General features: G+C 69.5%; 11 protein-coding genes. 7 read left to right on the top strand and 4 right to left on the bottom strand.

Going from position 1 to position 19,727, the window contains the following annotated elements:
- Positions 1–3: 3 nt before the first annotated feature.
- Positions 4–1,620, bottom strand: coding sequence for an AMP-binding protein (locus tag ACFYWI_RS10930; RefSeq protein ID WP_389228634.1), 1,617 nt, complete (start codon positions 1,618–1,620; stop codon positions 4–6).
- Positions 1,621–1,774: 154 nt separating this feature from the next.
- Between ACFYWI_RS10930 and ACFYWI_RS10925 the strand changes: the two genes are divergently transcribed.
- The gene (locus ACFYWI_RS10925) at positions 1,775–2,953 is read left to right on the top strand and encodes an acyl-CoA dehydrogenase family protein (RefSeq protein ID WP_389228631.1); all 1,179 of its coding nucleotides are present in this window, start codon (positions 1,775–1,777) and stop codon (positions 2,951–2,953) included.
- Entirely contained in the window at positions 2,950–3,348 is a 399-nt protein-coding gene (locus ACFYWI_RS10920) for a RidA family protein (RefSeq protein WP_389228628.1), read from the top strand. Before ACFYWI_RS10925 ends, ACFYWI_RS10920 begins: the two co-directional genes overlap by 4 nt.
- Here the strand turns inward: ACFYWI_RS10920 and ACFYWI_RS10915 are convergent.
- Both ACFYWI_RS10915 and ACFYWI_RS10910 read right to left on the bottom strand, forming a co-directional pair.
- Positions 3,306–4,262: a hypothetical protein gene (locus tag ACFYWI_RS10915; RefSeq protein WP_389228625.1), complete on the bottom strand. Its 957-nt coding sequence runs from the start codon at positions 4,260–4,262 to the stop codon at positions 3,306–3,308. The two genes, ACFYWI_RS10920 and ACFYWI_RS10915, sit on opposite strands and share 43 nt — an antisense overlap.
- 11 nt (positions 4,263–4,273) lie before the next feature.
- Entirely contained in the window at positions 4,274–4,786 is a 513-nt protein-coding gene (locus ACFYWI_RS10910) for a SigE family RNA polymerase sigma factor (RefSeq protein WP_389228622.1), read from the bottom strand.
- 139 nt (positions 4,787–4,925) lie between these two features.
- On the opposite strand from ACFYWI_RS10910, the gene ACFYWI_RS10905 reads away from it, so the two are divergent.
- Together ACFYWI_RS10905 and ACFYWI_RS10900 are read left to right on the top strand one after the other, a co-directional pair.
- Positions 4,926–5,771: an alpha/beta fold hydrolase gene (locus ACFYWI_RS10905; RefSeq protein WP_389228619.1), complete on the top strand. Its 846-nt coding sequence runs from the start codon at positions 4,926–4,928 to the stop codon at positions 5,769–5,771.
- 80 nt (positions 5,772–5,851) lie between these two features.
- Positions 5,852–7,396 carry an MFS transporter gene (locus ACFYWI_RS10900; protein WP_389228616.1) on the top strand — a complete coding sequence of 515 codons (1,545 nt, stop codon included), beginning with the start codon at positions 5,852–5,854 and terminating at the stop codon, positions 7,394–7,396.
- Positions 7,397–7,480: 84 nt separating this feature from the next.
- Here ACFYWI_RS10900 and ACFYWI_RS10895 read toward each other — a convergent pair whose 3' ends face one another.
- Positions 7,481–7,918 carry an SPW repeat protein gene (locus ACFYWI_RS10895; protein ID WP_389228613.1) on the bottom strand — a complete coding sequence of 146 codons (438 nt, stop codon included), beginning with the start codon at positions 7,916–7,918 and terminating at the stop codon, positions 7,481–7,483.
- A gap of 528 nt (positions 7,919–8,446) precedes the next feature.
- Between ACFYWI_RS10895 and ACFYWI_RS10890 the strand changes: the two genes are divergently transcribed.
- From ACFYWI_RS10890 to ACFYWI_RS10880, 3 genes are all read left to right on the top strand, one after another.
- Positions 8,447–12,175, top strand: a complete 3,729-nt coding sequence (locus tag ACFYWI_RS10890) for a LamG-like jellyroll fold domain-containing protein (RefSeq protein ID WP_389228610.1) — start codon at positions 8,447–8,449, stop codon at positions 12,173–12,175.
- A gap of 337 nt (positions 12,176–12,512) precedes the next feature.
- Positions 12,513–18,965: an RHS repeat-associated core domain-containing protein gene (locus ACFYWI_RS10885; protein ID WP_389228603.1), complete on the top strand. Its 6,453-nt coding sequence runs from the start codon at positions 12,513–12,515 to the stop codon at positions 18,963–18,965.
- A complete protein-coding gene (locus tag ACFYWI_RS10880) occupies positions 18,956–19,474 on the top strand; it encodes a hypothetical protein (protein WP_389228600.1) in 519 nt (172 codons plus the stop codon). The genes ACFYWI_RS10885 and ACFYWI_RS10880 overlap by 10 nt, the downstream gene beginning before the upstream one ends.
- The last annotated feature ends 253 nt before the right edge of the window (positions 19,475–19,727 follow it).

The following is a 19,727-nucleotide window of genomic DNA, read 5'->3' as shown; positions in this document are numbered from 1 at the left end:
TGATCACTCTAGGGCCCGCAGTCGGTAGCGCTGCAGCTTCCCGGTCGGGGTACGCGGCAGGGCCTGAAGGAAGACGATCTCGCGCGGACACTTGAACGGGGTCAGCCGCCCCTTCACCCAGTCGGTGAGTGTCCGCGCGGTGTCGTCGCCCGCCGGGACTCCGTCGCGCAGCACGACATACGCGACCACGATCTGTCCCCGCAGCTCGTCGGGACGCCCCACCACCGCCGCCTCGGCGACATCGCGGTGGTGCAGCAGTGCCTCCTCCACCTCGGGCCCGGCGATGTTGTACCCGGCAGAGATGATCATGTCGTCCGCGCGGGCGACGTACCGGAACCAGCCGTCCGGATCGCGCACGTAGGTGTCACCGGTCAGGTTCCAGCCGCCCTGCACGTACTCCGACTGCCGCGGGTCCGCCAGGTACCGGCAGCCCACCGGGCCGCGCACGGCCAGCAGCCCCGGCTCGCCGTCCGGGACCGGGCGGCCCTCGCCGTCCACGACGCGCGCGTCCCAGCCCGGGACGGGCACTCCGGTGGTGCCCGGCCTGATGGCCTCGTCCGCGGCCGAGATGAAGATGTGCAGCAGCTCGGTCGCCCCGATGCCGTTGATGATGCGCAGCCCGGTCCGCTCCTGCCAGGCCTGCCAGGTGGCGGCGGGCAGGTTCTCGCCGGCCGACACACAGCGCCGCAGGGATCCGGTGTCGTGCCCGTCCATCTGGTCGAGCATGACCCGGTAGGCGGTCGGCGCCGTGAACAGGACCGAGACGCGGTGTTCGGCGATCGCGGGCAACAGCTGGGCGGGGCCCGCCTGTTCGAGCAGCAGGGCCGATGCCCCTGCCCGCATCGGGAAGATCACCAGACCGCCGAGCCCGAAGGTGAAGCCCAGCGGCGGGCTGCCCGCGAACACATCGTCCGTCTCCGGCCGCAGCACCTGCGCGGAGAAGGTGTCCGCGACCGCAAGGACGTCGCGGTGGAAGTGCATGCATCCCTTGGGACGGCCGGTGGTGCCCGAGGTGAACGCGATCAGTGCGACATCGTCGGCGGCGGTCGCCACCGGCTCGAACCTCTCGTAGGGGCGTGCCGCGGCCAGCCGCAGCAGGTCGTCGGGGGAGTCGCCGCCGTATGCGGTGATCCGCAGCCCTGCCACCTCCGCCTTGGCCAGGTCGTCGACCGAGCGGATGTCGCACAGGGCGTGGCCGACCGCGGCGATCTCGCACACCGTGGCCAGCTCCTTGGCCCGCTGCTGGGCCAGGACAGTGACCGCCACCGCGCCCACCCGCATCACGGCCAGCCAGCAGGCGGCCAGATGGGGGGTCGTCGGGCCGCGAAGCAGCACCCGGTTGCCGGGCACCACCCCGAGATCCGCGGTGAGGACGTGCGCGATCCGGTCCACCTGTTCGCCCAGTTCCCCGTACGTCCAGACCTCGCCGCCCCCGGTGCGGAAGACGGGCCGGTCCGCGCCGAAGCGCTCGATCGTACGGTCCAGCAGCTCCGCCCCGCAGTTCAGCCGCTGGGGATAGTTCAGCGCCGGCAGGTCGAGGACGAGGTCGGGCCACTGCCCGGCGGGCGGCAGATGGTCGCGCGGAAAGGTGTCGAGGTGGGCCGAGGGTGACAGCTCCATGGTTCGCCCCGTTCTGGTGGTGGGGTCGCGCCTCGAGCGTATCGTGAAGGTGACGACAGTCAACGCTCCGCGATACTCTGCTTTTCCGGGGACGCAGACATCCGTGGCTTCGCCGCCAGGCCCCGGACCCCGGCCGTCGGAAGTGGGGGCTCGAATGCCCGTATTCTCGCTCGATCCGGTACAGACCGCCTGGTGTGCCCAGCTGCGCACCCTGGCCGACCAGCGCTTGCGGCCGCTCGCCGAGAAGGGCGAACCGGGGCGGGTCAACCGCCCGTTGATCACGGCACTCGGTGAACTCGGTCTGCTGGAACGCCTCTTCACGGCAGGCGCGCTGGAACTGTGCCTGCTGCGGGAGTCCCTGGCCTACGGCTGTACGGAGGCAGAGACCGCGCTGGCGCTCCAGGGCCTTGGCAGCTACCCGCTGGTCCAATCGGGTACGGCCGCACAGCGCGAGCGCTGGCTCCCCGACGTGAGTGCGGGGCACGCCGTCGCCGCCTTCGCGCTGTCCGAGCCGGATGCGGGATCGGATGCGGCGGCCCTCGGACTGAAGGCAGCGCCGGACGGTGCGGGCTGGCGGCTGAGCGGCGAGAAGCGCTGGATCTCCAACGCCCCCGAGGCCGATTTCTACACCGTGTTCGCCCGCACGACCGAGGGCGCGGGTGCCCGCGGCGTCACCGCCTTCCTCGTCCCCGCCGACCGCCCCGGTCTTTCCGGCACCGCGCTCGACATGCTCTCGCCGCACCCGATCGGCGCGCTCACCTTCACCGATGTGCCGGTCACCGCGGACGATGTGCTCGGCGAGGTGGACCGCGGGTTCCGTGTCGCGATGAACACGCTCAACCTCTTCCGCCCCAGCGTCGGCGCGTTCGCGGTCGGCATGGCCCAGGCCGCCCTGGACGCCACGATCGGTCACACGGCCGCCCGCCGAGCCTTCGGCGGCCCCCTCAAGGATCTCCAGTCGGTCGCCCACAAGGTCGCCGAGATGGCCACCCGCACCGAGGCCGCGCGGCTGCTGGTGTACGCGGCGGCCTGCGCGTACGACGACGGCGCGGCCGACGTGCCGGGGCGGTCCGCGATGGCGAAACTGCTCGCCACCGAGACCGCCCAGTACGTCGTCGACGCCGCCGTCCAGCTGCACGGCGCCCGCGCCCTGCAGCGCGGGCACCTGCTCGAACACCTCTACCGCGAGGTCCGCGCGCCCCGGATCTACGAGGGCGCCACCGAGGTCCAGCGCACGATCATCGCCAAGGAGCTGTACGCCAGGGGGACCGCCCAGGACCCGGCCGTGCGGCCGGCTGCCGACGAGCCGTACGCCACGGAGGTGTCCGCATGAGCCTGCAGCGCCACAACCCGGCCGAACTCTCCCCGCCCACCGGTTTCTCCCACGCCGTCACCGCCAGCGGTACCCGGCTGGTGTTCCTGGCCGGCCAGACCGCGCTGGACACCGAGGGAAAGGTGGTCGGCGATGCGCTGCCCGAGCAGTTCGAGACGGCACTCACCAACCTCCTCACCGCCCTCGCCGCCGCGGGCGGCACCCCGCACGACCTGGCCCGCGTCACCGTCTACGCCACGGACGTGGCCGACTACCGCGTACATGCGACCGAACTGGGCCGTATCTGGCGACGGTTGGCCGGCCGCGACTATCCGGCCATGGCGGTGATCGGCGTGGTCCGGCTCTGGGACGATCAGTGCCTGGTCGAGGTGGACGGAGTGGCCGTGCTGCCCTGACGGTCGTCGGTGGGGATGCTGCCGCCGGGCGGGACGTACTGGGTCCGGTCCTTGTACGGCTCCAGCTCCTTCGCCCGTTCATTGACCTCGAGGTCCACGAAGATCTGCCAGCGCGGGCTGGTGGCGATGTCGCGCATCTCGTCGAGGCTCAGCGGCGGCTCCAGACCGATGACCGGACCGTCCTCGATGTCCACGCCGTTGGCGGTGCCGACGGCGACCCGCATGCCGTCGGCCCGCAACAGATCCGCGTGCCGCCGCAGCAGAAGCCCCGAGCGGTCCTCGTACATGATCAGCACCGAGCCGTCGGCGAGCGCGGTGACACCACACGCCGTCATGCGCCCTTCCGGTTCACGGCCCTCACACGAGTAGAACTCCTCGAGGTCCTCACCCAGTGCGGCCGAGTTCCGGCCGAAGTCGGCATCGACGTTGACCTGCACCTCCGCCCCGGCCGGCCAGCCGGTGCCGAGCCTCCCGAAGGTCGTGGCCGGGTAGTGCTCCGGCCCGTCCTGTCCCTCGTAGTCCGATGACGACCTGTCGTTGGGCAGCAGGTCCCTCAAGATCTGTACGGTGGCCCGCCCGGACAGCCACTGCTTCCCGGGCGGCGGCGCGGTGGGCGGCCTGGGGACCTTGCTGAAGTCCGGCATCTCCACCCCGCCCATCCCGCCGCCGGGCGCGCTCGGCATCGCCGCACGCACCTCGCCGCCTGTGTACGTCGGCAGATACGCGCCGAAGACCGGCACCCCCAGTACCGCGCCGGTGACCGCGAACGCCACTGTCCCCACCGCCATCCGCCGCCGCACCCGCAGCCGCTGCCCCGTGCGTGTCGCCCCCTCGACCAGGTCGCCGGTCGCCGGCCGCACACCGCCGACCGCGTCATCCATCGCCCTGCTGAGTTCCTGCTCGTCCAGTTTCATGCTCCGCCCTCTCAGACAGTCGTGAGTGACTCGCGCTCGGCACCGAGCAGTTCACGAAGCCGTGCCAGCGCGCTCATGCTGCGATTGCGTACCGTGCCCGCCCGCAGGCCGAGTTCGACCGCGGTCTGCTCCACGCTGCGGTCCTCCCAGTAGCGCAGTACCAGCACCGCACGGTCCTTGGGAGGCAGCTGGGCCAAGGCCCCCAGCAGCGCGACGCGCAGGGCCGGATCCCCGCCCGTGCCGTACGCGCTGTCGGGCACCTCCCCCACAGGCTGCTCCGTGCTGCGCCGCAGCCGCCGCTGGGACAGATGGGCGCGCACCAGCACGGTGCGGACGTACGCGTCCTGGTTGTCCGCGCGCCGCACCCGTCCCCACGAGGCGAACGCCTTGCCCAGGGCCGTCTGCACCAGGTCCTCGGCCTGATGCCAGTCGCCGCCGGTCAGCAGCAGTGCCGTACGGAAAAGGCGGGCGCTTCGGGTGCTCGCGAACTCCTGGAATTCGTCCAAACTGTCGTGGCCGACCACTCCTGCCCTCCCTCTCCAGCCGCTCTGTCGCGGACTGCTCACTTCTCAGACGCGACGGAGAGCCAACCTTGTCACTGCCGCATCACTGGTATCCGGGCAGGCCTGTGCATAACATCGTTATCCAACGAGGGGAGCAGCAGTGCCGGAGATCGAACTCACCGCAGGCACCATCCACTACGAGGACACCGGGGGACCCGGCCCGGTCGTCGTCCTGCTGCACGGCCTGGTCCATGACGCGACGGTCTGGCGCACGGTCGTCGCCGACCTCCGGCGCGACCATCGATGCATCGCCCCGACCCTGCCGTACGGTGCGCACCGCACCCCCATGCGGCCGGACGTTCCGCTCGATCCCGACTCGGTCATCGAGCTGATCGCCGAGTTCATGGAGCGCCTGGACCTGCGCGAGGTGACGCTCGTCGAGAGCGACTGCGGCCGGGCACAGACCGTTGCCGCCCGCCACCCCGAGCGGCTGGCGCGGCTGGTGCTGATCTCCTGCGAGGCGTTCGACAACTACCCGCCGGGTGCCCCGGGCAAGATGATCTCCTTGATCTGCAAGGTGCCGGGCGGCGTCGCCCTCATGGCCCGAGTCCTTGGGCTGCGCGCCCTGCGCAGGCTCCCCATCGGGCTCGGCGCGCTGACCAAACGCCCGGTCCCCACGGAGATCACCGAGGGCTGGCTGCGTCCGCTGCGGACCGACCCGGTCATCAGAAACGACTTCCGCCGCTACAACGCGGGCGTGCGCAGGACGGAACTGCTCGAAGCGGCCGAGGCCCTGCCCTCCTTCGACCGGCCCGCGCTCGTGGTGTGGGCGACCGAGGACCGGATGATGCCCCGCGACCACGGGCGGCGGCTCGCCGAACTGCTGCCGCAGGGGCGGCTGCTGGAGATCGAGGACAGCTGCACCCTGATCGCCGAGGACCAGCCGGAACAACTGTCGGCCGCGCTGCGCTCCTTCGTCGCGGAGCCGACGGGCGACCGCGCTTGATCGAGTGGTGGCGCAACCACAGGGGGATTACCGTCGGAACAGTGGGCGGAATCCTCCACTGACCCGCCGCACGATTCGCCATGACCTCCCCCAAGCCGACGACCCCCGTACAGACCGCCGCTCCGGGCAAGGGCGGCGGACACGGAATCGCCCTTCTCGTCATCGCCTCGTGCCAGTTGATGGTGGTGCTGGACATCACCATCGTGAACATCGCCCTGCCGCACATCCAGAGCGCGCTGGACTTCTCCACCACCGGCCTGGCCTGGGTGGTCAACGCCTACACGCTCACCTTCGGCGGCCTGCTGCTCCTCGGTGGCCGGGCCGGTGACATCCTCGGCCGGCGACGCGTCTTCATCTTCGGCGTGCTGCTCTTCGCACTCGCCTCACTGCTCGGCGGACTCGCGCAGGACTCCGGCCAACTCCTGGCGGCGCGTGCCCTGCAGGGCGCCGGCGGCGCCATCGCCTCACCCACCGCGCTCGCGCTGATCACCACCACGTTCGCGGAAGGCCCGGAACGCAACCGGGCGTTCGGCGCGTTCGCGGCCGTCTCCGCGGGCGGCGGGGCGATCGGCCTGCTGCTCGGCGGTGTACTCGTGGAATGGCTGGACTGGCGCTGGGTCCTGTTCGTCAATGTGCCCATAGGGGTGCTCATCGCCTTCGTCACGCCCCGCGTCATCAAGGAGTCCGAGCGCCATCCAGGCAACTTCGACCTCGCCGGAGCTCTGACCTCCACGCTGGGTATGGTCGCGCTGGTCTACGGCTTCATCCGCGCCGCGCAGGAAGGCTGGCGTGACCCGCTCACGCTGGCGTCGTTCGGCGCGGCCGTGGTGCTGCTCGCCTCCTTCATCATGATCGAAAGGCGCTCCAAGCAGCCGATCACTCCGCTGCACATGTTCGCCGACCGCAACCGCGCCGGGACGTACGGCATCATGCTGAGCCTCGCCGCCGCGATCTTCGGCATGTTCTTCTTCCTCACCCTCTTCGTGCAGAACGTGCTGGGCTTCAGCCCGCTGCGGGCCGGCCTCGCCTTCCTGCCGGTCAGCGCCCTCATCGCGGTGGGCGCGGGCAGCACCTCCCGCCTGCTGCCGAAGTACGGGCCGAAACCGTTCATGGTCACCGGCGCCGTGCTCGCCGCGGCCGGGCTCTCCTGGCTTACTCTGACCGACATCCACTCGACGTATCTGGGCAGCGTCCTCGGCCCGATGCTCGTCTTCAGCCTCGGTATGGGGATGCAGTTCGTCTCACTGACCCTGATGGCGGTCTCCGGCGTGTCGCCGCACGAGAGCGGGGCGGCGTCCGGCCTGCTCAACACCACCCAACAGGTGGGCGGTTCGCTCGGCCTGTCCATCCTCGTCACGATCTACGGAACGGCCAGCCGCAATGAGGCCGAGGTCCAGGTCCCTGCATTCCTCGCCCAGGCGACCCCGGTCGAGCGGCTGCAGTTCCAGCGCACCGGGCAGCTCCCGCCGCCCTGGGGTTCAGAGGTCCTGACCTCCGGAGTCTCCGCGGCCTTCGTCATGGCCGCGGTCTTCACGGCGATCGCCGCGTTGATCGCCATATGCGTCATCCAGGTGCGGCCCTCCGACCTCGAACGCCTCAAGGGTGGCGTCACCCCCGGCCCGTGAGCTGCGCAGTCCCGCTGCCGCGCAGGGCGAAGGCCCCGCTCCTTCCGTTCGGGGCCCTCGATCGATGACAGCGGTGCGACGGTGTCAGCGGGCCAGTCGGCCGCGCGACATCTGACCGTTCGTGGCAGCCATGGCCAGGCCGCAGAGCAGCGCGACGACACCGACGATGACGTTGTTGACCACGGTGCGAGTCGTGGCGACACTGCCGGCGACGACCCACGGGGAAATGATCGTCCATGCGCCTATGGCGCACGCCGCCCACGCCATGGCGTGGGTGCGTTCGTATGCGGAACCGAAGCCGCCCATGCAGATGGCATAGGCGATACCGGTGATCAGGTTGCACACGGCCAGACTGGTCAGGTCGCTGAATCCGGCGATCCACGGCGAGGCCGCCAGGTAGAGGCCCGTGAGCAGGGCCAGGGTTTCAACGGCCTGGGCACGCGGAGTGGCGGTCGCCCGCTCGAAGCGGGAACGCATCTCGGCCAGGTCCGGGTGTTGCTCGATGTCTGCGTGGGTGGTCATGGTGGGCAGCCTCCCGTCGGCAGCCTTATCTGTCCTTTATGTCCATGGAACGCCTGTCGGGGCAGCCGGTCAATGGCCAATTTCCCGGTGTTCGCACGGTGCTTGCGCGGTGCCCGCAGGGCCCCTTGGTTGTGATCTGCGTCACGAGGTGACGGGTTCATTGCGGAGGGTGACGGTTACCGTCCGCCATTCCGGAGGGGCTCAACTCCCTTGCTGTGCAAGGTCCCTGAGTGGTCGTGGGTTCATTGTGCACGTCTCGTGATCATTACAGAGGCGTTGCATTTGTGAATCATGCAACTGTATCCCGGCGCGGCGACCTATTGTGTGACGCTCGGTGACATCGCCTGGATCGGTTATATCCGATCATGCTCGGGAGTATCCACAATTCTGCGATTGCCGTGGCTACTGCGAATGGTGTTGACGGCTCCCCGTGTCGCGCCTTTGGCTTCCCCGCGCCTGTGTAGGACTTGTGACTCTGGGGTGGGGACTGTGGGGGTTCGAAGAGGGTTCCCGCGTGCGCATGCGCGCATGCGGAGCAGATTCGCGGTGTCGACCGCGCTCGCGGCGATGTTCTCGGCACTGGTGGTGCCGGCCGTGACCGCGGAGGCCGCGGTTCTGGAAGCAAATCCTCCGGCTCGGTCGGAGGAACAGAGGGCACTGGCCCGGGCCGCCGAGACGGGGGAGCGCGTCGAAGTGGTGGGAGCGCGGACGGAGTTCGCGACGACCTATGCGAATCCCGACGGCGCTTCGTTCCGGTTGGAGCAGTCCGTGGTACCGGTGCGGGCTCGTACCGGTACCGGTGCGTGGGTGAAACCGGACGCCACGTTGGAGCGGCGGGCGGACGGAAGTGTGGGGCCCAGGGCGGCCACGGTCGACCTGTCGTTCTCCGGCGGCGGGGAGGGCGGCCGGCTGGTGAGCATCGCCCGGGGCGGGCGGTCTTTGGACCTGGGGTGGCCGGGCAGGCTGCCCGAACCGGTGCTGGACGGCGACAGCGCGGTGTACCCCGAGGTTCTGCCCGGCGTGGACCTGCGGATGACGGCCACGGTGGAGGGGTTCCGCGAGGTTCTGGTGGTCAAGACGCCGAAGGCGGCGGCCAATCCGGCGCTCAAGCGGATCCAGTTCTCGCTGAAGTCGGCGGGGGTGAAGGTCTCCGGCACTGCGGGTGGCGGCATGAGCGCGACGGACGCGAACGCCAAGGAGGTGTTCGTCTCGCCGCCTGCGCTGATGTGGGACTCCCGCGGGGAGGCGGCGCCCGCCCCGGAGCCTGTCCCCGGCCGTGGGTCCGCGGCCGCTTCGCCGTCCAGGACCGGCGATGCCCCGTCCGTATCGACGCCCGCGGCCAAGGCGTCCGTGCCGGCACCCGCGGCCAGGGGTTCCGTGTCGGTGCCGACGGCGGCTTCGGCACCGGGCGCCCCCGAGCCCATCGACGGCCCCGGCCCCGGTGACGCCCGGGCCGACCTGCCGATCCAGGTGGCCAAGGACTCGCTGGCCGTCGTCCCCGACGCCGAGCTGCTGGGCCAGAAGGACGCGCAGGCCTTCCCGCTGTACATCGACCCGCAGGTGACGTGGGGCGAGTCCGAGCGCACCCTGCTGCGCTCGGACGGCTACGAGAGCTACGGCTGGGGGAACGGCGACGACGGTCGGGGCATGGGCGCCGGCAAGTGCGGCACCTGGAACGGCTACTACTGCGGCCCCGGCTATGTGCAGCGGCTGTACTTCGAGTTCTCGCCGAGCTCGCTGGCCGGCAAGCACATCCTGGACGCCACGTTCCGGCTCACCGAGCCGTGGGCGTTCCAGTGCGACCCGCGCTGGGTGGACCTGGTCCGTACGAACAACATCTCCTCGGCGACCTCATGGTCCTCGCGCCCGGGTGAGCTCGACCTGATGGTGGACCGCCACGTCTCGGCGGGCCGCGGCTCGCTCTGCGACCCGGACGCACCGGACGCGCCCATCGACTTCAACGACAGCGCCGACGAGAGCAACGAGAACCTGACCCCGACCGTCCGCGACTTCGCGGCGGGCAAGTTCTCCCGGCTCACCCTGGCGATCCGGGCCCACGACGAGGGTGACACCAGCGCCTGGAAGCGGTTCAAGAACGACGCCGTGCTGGCGGTCGAATACGTCGGCAGGCCCTACTACCCGAGTCCGTTCGGCCTGATCGCCGGAAAAGGCACGGTCTGCTCCAAGGACGCGGCCAAGCCGAGCATCGTGAGCGACCCGACGCCGCAGCTCTCCGCGACCCTGCGGACCTACTCGGGCGGCGAGTCCGGCGCGATGCTCAAGGGCCTGTTCCGGGTGGAGCACCAGTCCGGCGGCAGCTGGATCAAGAACCAGGACATCCTCTCGCCGACCGGCACCGCCTACGTCGGCGCCGGAAAGCCGGTAACGCCGACGGTGCCCACAGCGCTCAAGGAAGGGACGCTCTACCGCGTCGGCGCCTGGACCAACTCGTACTGGAACAGCTTCAGGAACGTGCTCACCTCGGGCAGCGCGGGCGTGTGCTACTTCAAGGTGGACCCCACGGCGCCGAAGGCACCCGTGGTCACCGCGGTGAGCGGGTACACGCTGTGCACCACCACCTGCGTCCCGGGCGGCGGCCCGAACATCAAGGGCACCTTCAGCTTCGCCCCGGCCCCGGGCGACACGATCACCGCCTACCAGTACAAGCAGTCCAACCAGACGGCCTGGTCGCCTGAGATCGCCGGGTCGACGGTGTCGCGCGACATCGTGCCGCCCGAGCCCGGGACCTACCAGCTGGAGGTCAGGGCCAAGGACAACGTGGGCCGCTTCGGCGCCTCGCAGATCGTGAGCTTCCTGGTCAAGGAAGGCGACGGCCCCGTCGGCCGCTGGCACTTCGGCGAGGACAGCGGCCAGGCACTCGACACGTCGACCACCGTGGTGGCCAACCAGGACAACGCAACACTGTCCACAGGGGCCACGCGTGACGGCCGCGGTCGGCGCGGTGAACTCTGGTACGACGGCAAGGGCGAACCGCTCCCCGCCCCGAAGGCAGACAAGGGCATGCGGCTGAACGGCACTTCGGGCTACGCCGCGACCAGCGGTCCGGTGCTGGAGACCCGCTCCGCCTACACCGTCTCCACCTGGGTGCGGCTGGACGACAAGGGAGTGGACTCCATCGTGCTGTCGCAGGACGGCACCCGCTACAGCCCGTTCCTGCTCTGGCACGAACTCACCTACGGCAAGTGGTGCTTCGGCACCAAGGAGAAGGACGAGGACACCGGCCAGGCCTACTTCGGGGTCTGCGGCAGCAAGCAGGCCCAGCTCAACGTATGGACCCACCTCGCCGGCACCTATGACCCGGCCACCCAGTCACTGGCGTTCTATGTGAACGGCAAGCTCCAGGGGACGCGTACCGTCGCAGGTTCGTGGAACGCGGGCGGGGGAATGCAGATCGGCCGCTACAAGTGGAACAGCTCCTACCAGCACTACTTCCCCGGTTCCGTCGACGAGGTGGCCGTCTGGCAGCGGGCGCTCTCCGCCGCGGAGATCGCCAAGGAGGCACGCACCCTCTCCAGTGCGTCGGGTCTCGCCGACGTCGAACTTGTCGCGAACTGGAGCGCGGCGGGCGGCAGCGGCACCACGCTCACCGACGCCGCCTCCGGCTACGGACGGAACCTGACGCTGGCGGGCGGCGCCGCCCTGGACGGCCAGGCCCTCGAACTGGACGGCACCGACGACGCCGCGACGACCACGGGACCCGTCCTGGACGACACCGGATCCTTCACCGTGACCACCACGGTGGCGCTGGACCGCGAGAAGCTGCTGGCGAAGGACGCCGGATATGTCGGCCAGGTGGCAGGGCAGCGCACCGCCGGCGGTTCCTCCTGGGGCCTGTGGTACGAGCTGACGGGCAAGGAGACCCGGCTCGACGACGAGGACCACGAGTACACGGTCCCGGTGGGCTACTGGCGATTCGGCCGGGTCAACAGCGACGGCACCCACACCTGGGTGAGTTCCGACGAGGCCGCAGACCTGGGCAGCCCGGTCCGGCTGACCGGTGTCTTCGACGCACTGGCCGAGCCCGGCGGACCGGTGATCCGGCTGTACGTCGGTCTGAAGCAGAACGACACGGAGAGGGCGTACACGGCCCTCGCCGGGTCCGGTGACTTCGCCGTCGGCAAGGGAGCGAGCACCACGGACTGGGGCCACTACCTGCCTGCCCGGGTCGACGAGGTCCGGATCTGGGCCGGCGCGATGACCGGCACGGACCAGATCGGCGCCGTCATCGGGGACTAGGCCCTGGCCGGGCGATCTTCTCGGGCCCGCGACGACAGCTCCGGCACCTCGCTGTGCTGTCGGAGTCGCCCGAGTACGTCCAGTACGAGAGCCATCCTCCGCCTGGTGATGGCACGCACCGGACGACGCTCCTTGACGGGCAAACGTGTCGGTCACGGTACTCGCAGCATCCCGAACCGGCCCGCACCACGCACGGGGGCGGGCCGGCTGGGCATGCCCGGCCACGGGCATCACTGACGTTCCCGTGCGAGAGGGTGGGGGTTTCACAGTCATGCGCATCGGTTCAACAGCACGTCGAGGAAGCAGACACAGACATCGCAGATGGGCGCGGCCGGTCATGCTGGCCCTGTCCGTCGTCCTGGCCGTTCCCGCCGGGCTGACTCCGGTGGCGCAGGCCGCCGAAGGACCTGGCCGCCCGGGTGTGCCCAAGCAACGGTCCAGCAAGGTCGAGGCCATGAACGCGGCCGGGGCCGCCAAGGCGCGCAAGCGGGTGGCCGCCTCGGCGAAGAGCAATGCCGCCGATACGGCAAAGGCAGCAAAGGAGCAGCGCACCGCCCATTGGCCTGAGCCGGGCACGGCCGATGTGCCGCTCGCCCCCCGGGGCAAGGCCAAGCAGACAGCAGTCGGTGGTCTGGCCGTGTCCGTGGGGAGCCTGCCCGGCGCCACGGCTCCCGAGCGGACCAGGATCGCCGTTCTCGACCGCAAGGCGACCCGGGCGGCAGGGATCCGCGGTGTGGTGCTGACCGCCCAGGCCGACCGGAGCGGCAAGGCCGAACTGACCGTTGACTACGCCTCGTTCGCCTCCGCCGTCGGTGGCGGGTGGTCGGGACGGCTGCGCCTGGTCGAGTACCCCCGCTGCGTCCTGACCACCCCGAAGGACCCGAAGTGCCGGACGGCGAAGCCGCTGGAGGCGCGCAACGACATCACCGCGCAGACTCTGTCCGCTCCACTGGACCTCACGGCACCGCCGCGCTCCACGGCCCCGGCCGGCCGGGCCGCATCGGCGTCCCGGGCCACGGCGTCGACCGCGACCGTGCTCGCCGTCACCCCGGATCCGTCCGGTCAGTCCGCATCGGGCGCCGGCGACTTCTCGGCCACTCCGCTCGCCTCCTCGTCGACCTGGGAGGCAGGCGGCTCCTCCGGATCGTTCACCTGGGCCTATCCGATGAGCGCCCCGGCTCCGGCCGCCGGTCCCGCACCGTCGCTGAATCTGGCGTACGACTCCGGGAGCATCGACGGCCGCAACGCGTCGACGAACAACCAGGGCACCGACGCCGGTGAGGGCTTCGGCCTGTCCACGGTGTCGTACGTCGAGCGGCGGTACGGCTCCTGCGAGAGGGACGGACACGACAAACAGTACGACCTGTGCTGGAAGTTCGAGAACGCCTCCCTCGTCCTCAACGGCCGGTCCACCGAGCTCGTCAAGGACGACACCGACGGCACATGGCGGCTGAGGGACGACGACGCATCGACCGTGACCCGCGGCACCGGTGCCACCAACGGTGACGACAACGGCGAGCACTGGATCGTCACCACCGGTGAGGGCACCAAGTACCACTTCGGCGTCGACAAGCTGGCCGACGCGGACACCGAGCGCACCAACTCCGTCTGGACCGTGCCGGTCTTCGGTGACGACGCGGGCGAGCCCGGTCACGACAAGGGCGACGCGTTCGCCGACCGCGCGCTCACCCAGGCCTGGCGCTGGAACCTCGACTACGTCGAGGACACCCACGGCAACGTGATGACGTACTGGTACACCGCCGAGAAGAACCACTACCGCAAGAACAAGGCGAGCACGGCCAACACCCCGTACACACGCGGCGGTTACCTGAACGAGATTCGCTACGGCCAGCGCAAGGACACGCTCTTCACCACCACGGCCCCGTACAAGGTCGGCTTCTCCTACGCCGAGCGCTGCACGGCAGCGGACTGCTCCACGCTGAACGAGGACACGGCGAAGTACTGGCCGGACGTGCCCTACGACGCGATCTGCGCCGCCGGCACGGGCAAGGACGACTGCCTGCCCGAGAGCCCGTCGTTCTTCACCCGCAAGCGGCTCACCGAGATCGAGACCTCGGTGCTCTCGGGAACCGCGCACACGCCGGTCGACTCCTGGGTCTTCACCCAGGAGTTCCTGAACAACGGCGACATCGGTGACTCGACCGACCAGACGCTCACGCTGGAAAGCATCAGGCGCACCGGCCACACCGGCACCGACATCACCCTCGACCCGGTGACCTTCACCTACCACAAGCGCCCCAACCGGGTCGCGGGCGGCACCCAGCCGGGGGGCGGCAACATCCTCCCGCTGACCCGCCCTCGCGTGAACACCGTGACGTCGGAGGTCGGTGCGATCACCACGGTGACCTACAGCGAGCCCGAATGTGTGCGCGGTTCACGGATGCCTGTGGCCGAGGACGACAACAACGAGGCGTGCTACCCGCTGTACTGGCACATCAACGGCGCCCAGGACGCGAGCCTGGACTGGTTCCACAAGTACCGCGTCACCGCGGTGAACGCGGCGGACCCGGCCGGCCACGGTGAGCTCGTCGAGCACCACTACAGCTACGAGAAGCCGGCCTGGCACTACAACGACAGCCCCTTCCTTACGGCCGACGAGCGCACCTGGTCGAGCTGGCGCGGCTACCAGAAGGTCACCGTCCGCACCGGTGCCGGCACCGGAACGCAGTCCAGGACGGTCTCCACGTTCTTCCAGGGCATGCACGGTGACAAGCGCAAGGCGGGAGGCACCCGGAGCGTCGCCCTGCCCGGTGCCGACGTCGCCGGACTCGACGTGCCGGACTTCACGGACGCCGACCAGTTCGCCGGCTTCGTCCGCCAGACCATCACCTACGACGGGGGCACCCCGGTCTCCGTCAACGTCAACGACCCCTGGTCGGCGCGGACCGCGACCCAGCACAAGTCGTACGCCGACATCGAGTCGTACTACGTACGCACGGGCAAGGCCACCACGCACACGTATCTGACCGTGCCCAAGTCCTGGCGCACCACCAGCACCACCACGAGCTACGACTCCTACGGCATGGCCGTCAAGGTCGACAGCGCGGGGAACACCGCCAAGACCGGTGACGAGACGTGCACCAGAACCTGGTACGCCCGCAACGACAAGGCGGGCATCAACAGCCTGACCACCCGGGTCCGGATCACCGGTCGCCCCTGCGCGACGAAGGAGAGCGATCTGACGCTGCCGGCCTCGTCCGCCACAGCGGGCGACGTACTCGGCGACACCGCCACGGTGTACGACAACCCGGCGGCCACCGGATGGTCCCCCGACCAGCAGCCCACCGACGGCCTGGAGAGCTGGACCGGCCGGGCCACCGCCTATCCGGTCGCCGAAACCGGCGCGGAGCGCGCGCCCACGAGCTGGCAGCGCACCTCGAAGAAGACGTTCGACGCACTCGGCCGCCCGCTGAGCGTCATCGACACCGGAGGCAGGGAGACCACCACGCTCCACACGCCCACCGGTGCGGGTGTCCCCACGAAGACCGTGGTCACCAACGCCAAGGGGCACAAGACCACCACCTTCCTCGACGGCATGCGGGGCGTCCCCGTGCGGACGTACGACGCCAACTCGAAGAAGACCGAGCAGACGTACGACGCTCTGGGCCGGCTCACCGATGTCTGGCGGCCCGACCGGAGCAAGGACGGCGGCCAGAGCGCCAGCGTCTCCTTCCGGTACACCCTCGAGCGTGGCAAGGCCCCGGCCATCGCCACCTCGAAGATCAAATCGTCCGACACGGTGACAAAATCGTACGAGATCTTCGACTCGCTCCTGCGCCCGCTGCAGAAGCAGACGCCGACACCGCTCGGCGGACGGCTGCTCACCGACACCCGTTACGACTCGCGTGGCCTCGCCCACGAGACGTACGCCGAAATCTTCGATTCGACCACGACCCCCAACGGCACCTACGCCCGTGCCGAGTACGGGGAGTCGCCGAAACAGACGAACATCGCCCACGACGGTGCAGGACGCGCCGTCAGCAGCACCTTCCTCGTCTTCGGCGAGAAGCGGTGGACCACTACCACGACCTACACCGGCGACTCCACGGCGACCAGCGCGGTGGACGGCGGCAAGGCCACCCGGGTGATCACCGATGCCCTGGGCAGGACCGAGCAACGCCGTGAGTACGCGGGCCCCGATCCCAGGGACGCCGAGTACGGCGGCGCCCTCGGCGTCTCGTACACCACGACGCGCCACACCTATACCCGGGACGGAAAGGAGGCGACGATCACCGGCCCCGACGGCGGCACATGGTCCTCCACCTACGACCTGTTCGGCCGCCGGGTCAGCTCCACCGACCCGGACAAGGGAGCCTCCACGACCGGCTACACCGCTGCGGACCAGATCGACTGGACGAAGGACTCGGCCGGCCACCATCTGCTGTACGGCTACGACGAGCTGGGCCGCACCACCGGCCTGTGGTCGGGTTCGCGCACCGACGCCGGCAAGCTCGCCGCGTGGACCTTCGACACCGTCGCCAAGGGGCAGCCGACCGGCTCCACCCGCTACGACGGCGGAGCCACCACAGCGGGCAAGGCCTACACCAAGTCCGTCGTGACCTACGACAACCTCTATCGCGCCACCGCCACCCAGCTCTCACTGGACGCCAAGGAACCACTGGTCGTCGCCGGCGCGGCCCAGGCCACCTACAGCTTCGGGACCGCCTACAACCTCGACGGCACCGTGCAGCACACGACAGAACCGGCGGCAGCCGGCCTGCCCGCGGAGACCATCGAACGCAGGTACACACCCACCGGCCAGCCGACCTCCGTCTTCTCCGGTACCTCCGGATATCTCCAGGCTGCGAGCTACAGCGCGACGGGCCAGGTCCAGCAGCTGACCCTCGCGGTGTCGGCCGCCACCGAGGCGAAGAAGACGTACCTCAACAACGAGTACGAGCAGGGCACGGACCGGCTGAGCCGCTCCTATGTGACGATGCCGCAGACCGCCCCGTACAAGCCGCAGGACCTCTCCTACACCTACGACCAGGCCGGCAATGTCACCAAGATCAAGGACGTGCCGAATCCGGACGCCACGCTCAAGGCAGAGACCCAGTGCTTCGGCTACGACGGCCATCGGCGGCTGACGGAGGCATGGGCACCGTCGACGGACGACTGCACCGACAAGACCATCGGCGGCCCCGCCCCGTACCGCACCGCATACACCTACGACACCGCCGGCCTGCGCACCAGTGAGACCCGGTACAGCACCGACGGAACCAGCACCAGGACCAACTACTGCTACGCCGACAGCGCGCAGCGCCACACTCTGACGACCACCACGACCAAGCCCTGTGAAGGTGCCGACCCCACGTACGACTACGACCCGGCGGGCAACACGGAAAAGCGCCCCGGCTCCACAGCGAGCCAGTCGCTGGACTGGAACGCCGAGGGCAAGCTCGCTCTGCTCACGGAGGGCACCAAGAAGACCGGATACCTCTACGACACCGAAGGCAACCTGTTCATCCGCCGGGCGATCGGCGACGGCGAAAGCGTGCTGTACCTGGGCGCCACCGAGATCCACCGCAAGGTGAGCGGCACCACCACGAAGACCTGGGCCACGCGCTCGTACACCGCCGGCGAGACCGGCATCGCGGTGCGCAGCACCGAGAGCGGCAACCAGAAACTGTCCTTCCTCGCCGGGGACCACCACGGCACCTCCAGCCTGTCCGTCGACGCGACGACCCAGGCCGTGGTCCGGCGCTACTCCACGCCGTTCGGCGCCGCCCGCGGCACCACCAGCAGCGGCACCTGGCCCGACGACAAGCGGTTCCTGGGCAAACCTGCGGACACCGGAACGGGCCTGACCCATATCGGCGCACGCGAGTACGACCCGGCGATCGGCCGCTTCCTCAGCGTCGACCCGCTGCTGGAGTCGGAGAAGCACCAGTCGCTGAACGGCTACGCGTACGCCGAGAACAGCCCGGTGACCATCGCCGACCCGACCGGTCTCGCAGGTCAGATCACCTGCTCCGGCAGCAGCTGCACGCCTGAGATGATCGCCGCGGAGGAGACGCTCAGCCCGCCCCTGTTCGCCGGCGGCAGCGGCAACAACGCCAAGAGCAGCAGCAGCGGCAACAGTGGTACCGCGTCCAGCACCAGCACGGGCAACACGTGCAACGCAAAGTGCCAGGCGGCCATCCTGTGGGAGCAGCAGCGGCTCCTCGCCCTGCGCCAGGCAAAGGCCGACTACATCCGGATGATGATGTACGGCGTCGGCTCGGTCCAGCGCAAACAACTGAGGCCACTGGTCGACCTGAGCGGCTGCGATGTGGACTGCCGGGCCGAGTTCCTCCTGCTCCAGATCCAGAACATGCCGGCGACGAACGGCTCGTCCAAGCAGGGGTACAGCCTCTTCGACCCGATCAACAACTGGATGATCGACAAGGGGCAGTCCCTGCGGCAGGGCTACGACTGGCTCAAGAACCCGAAGAACCAGAGCGAGATACTGGGCGAGATGTACGAGGATGCGGCCGAGTTGACCGGCGGGGCCTGCGAGGACAAGGGCGTCGATCTGACCGTCTGCACCACGGACTGGACGATCTACGGCCGAGGCGGTACGACCATCGGCGACACCTATGTCACCGCCAAGAACCGTCCCGACTGGGTTGACCCGCCAAGGCTGAAACATGAGCGTGTGCATGTGAAGCAGTGGGAGAAGCGCGGCGTGAAGTTCGGATGGGACTACGCCATGGAGGGGTTCGACGCGTGCGAGAACAAGTACGAAGAGCAAGCGGGCTTCGCGGACGGGGACTACCCATGTCCGTGATGCGAGCGGTGCTGCGCGTTGCCATGCTCCCGCTGATCGTCCTCGCCACCGTGTCGTCCTGTGCGCTGACGAACGGTCCCGTGCCTATGGACTTCGGCTATCGCATGGAAGGCGGTCACCTTGTCGTCGTCCGTCCGAGCTGTCCGTCGGAGACGGTCCTCGGTGCCACCGTGGCGGTGAGCGTCGAAGGTGACGGCCGCGGAGACGGCTTCGAGTCACTGTGGAGCGCAAGTGATCCGACGTCCGGCGAGGTCCGCGGCGGATTGTTCGTGGTGGGAGGCGCGGGCAGTTTCAAGACCGAGCGGAAGCCGTTGCCCGGGAAGCTTCCCGACGAGTTCTATGTCGAGGCATGGCTCGATGAGGGAGGACAGAACACTGATTCCGGCTCGGTCGACCTGACCAAGCTCCGCTCCGCAAAGCTCGCCGACGACGAGTACATGACCTGGTCGGGCAAGGTCATGACGCGGGACCAGATCAATGCCCAGCGGAAGTGCAAGGTCGCTTCGTAACCGTGGCAGAGCCCGCCGGCCGGGCCACCGCACCTGCGGTGGCCCGGACAGTTCTCGCACACGTCGGATGTCCCGGAACTGACGGGGCGGGTTCTTGAGCTCTGCGCTTGTCAACGACGGCCCCTCCCACCTGCGGCGGGGCCGTCGTTGGTGGTCGCTGTGGACCGTTGTCGGCCGTCCCTCGATGGCCCGCCGAGGCCCGGGATGTGGCGACGACAGCCGGCCCGCGGTGAAAGGGCGGCGGGAGCTTCGA

The sequence above is a fragment of the Streptomyces sp. NPDC002889 genome, assembly GCF_042888425.1.
Lineage (GTDB): Bacteria > Actinomycetota > Actinomycetes > Streptomycetales > Streptomycetaceae > Streptomyces.
The sequence above is the reverse complement of the archived record's forward strand: the minus strand, read 5'-3'. Positions and strand labels throughout refer to the sequence as shown.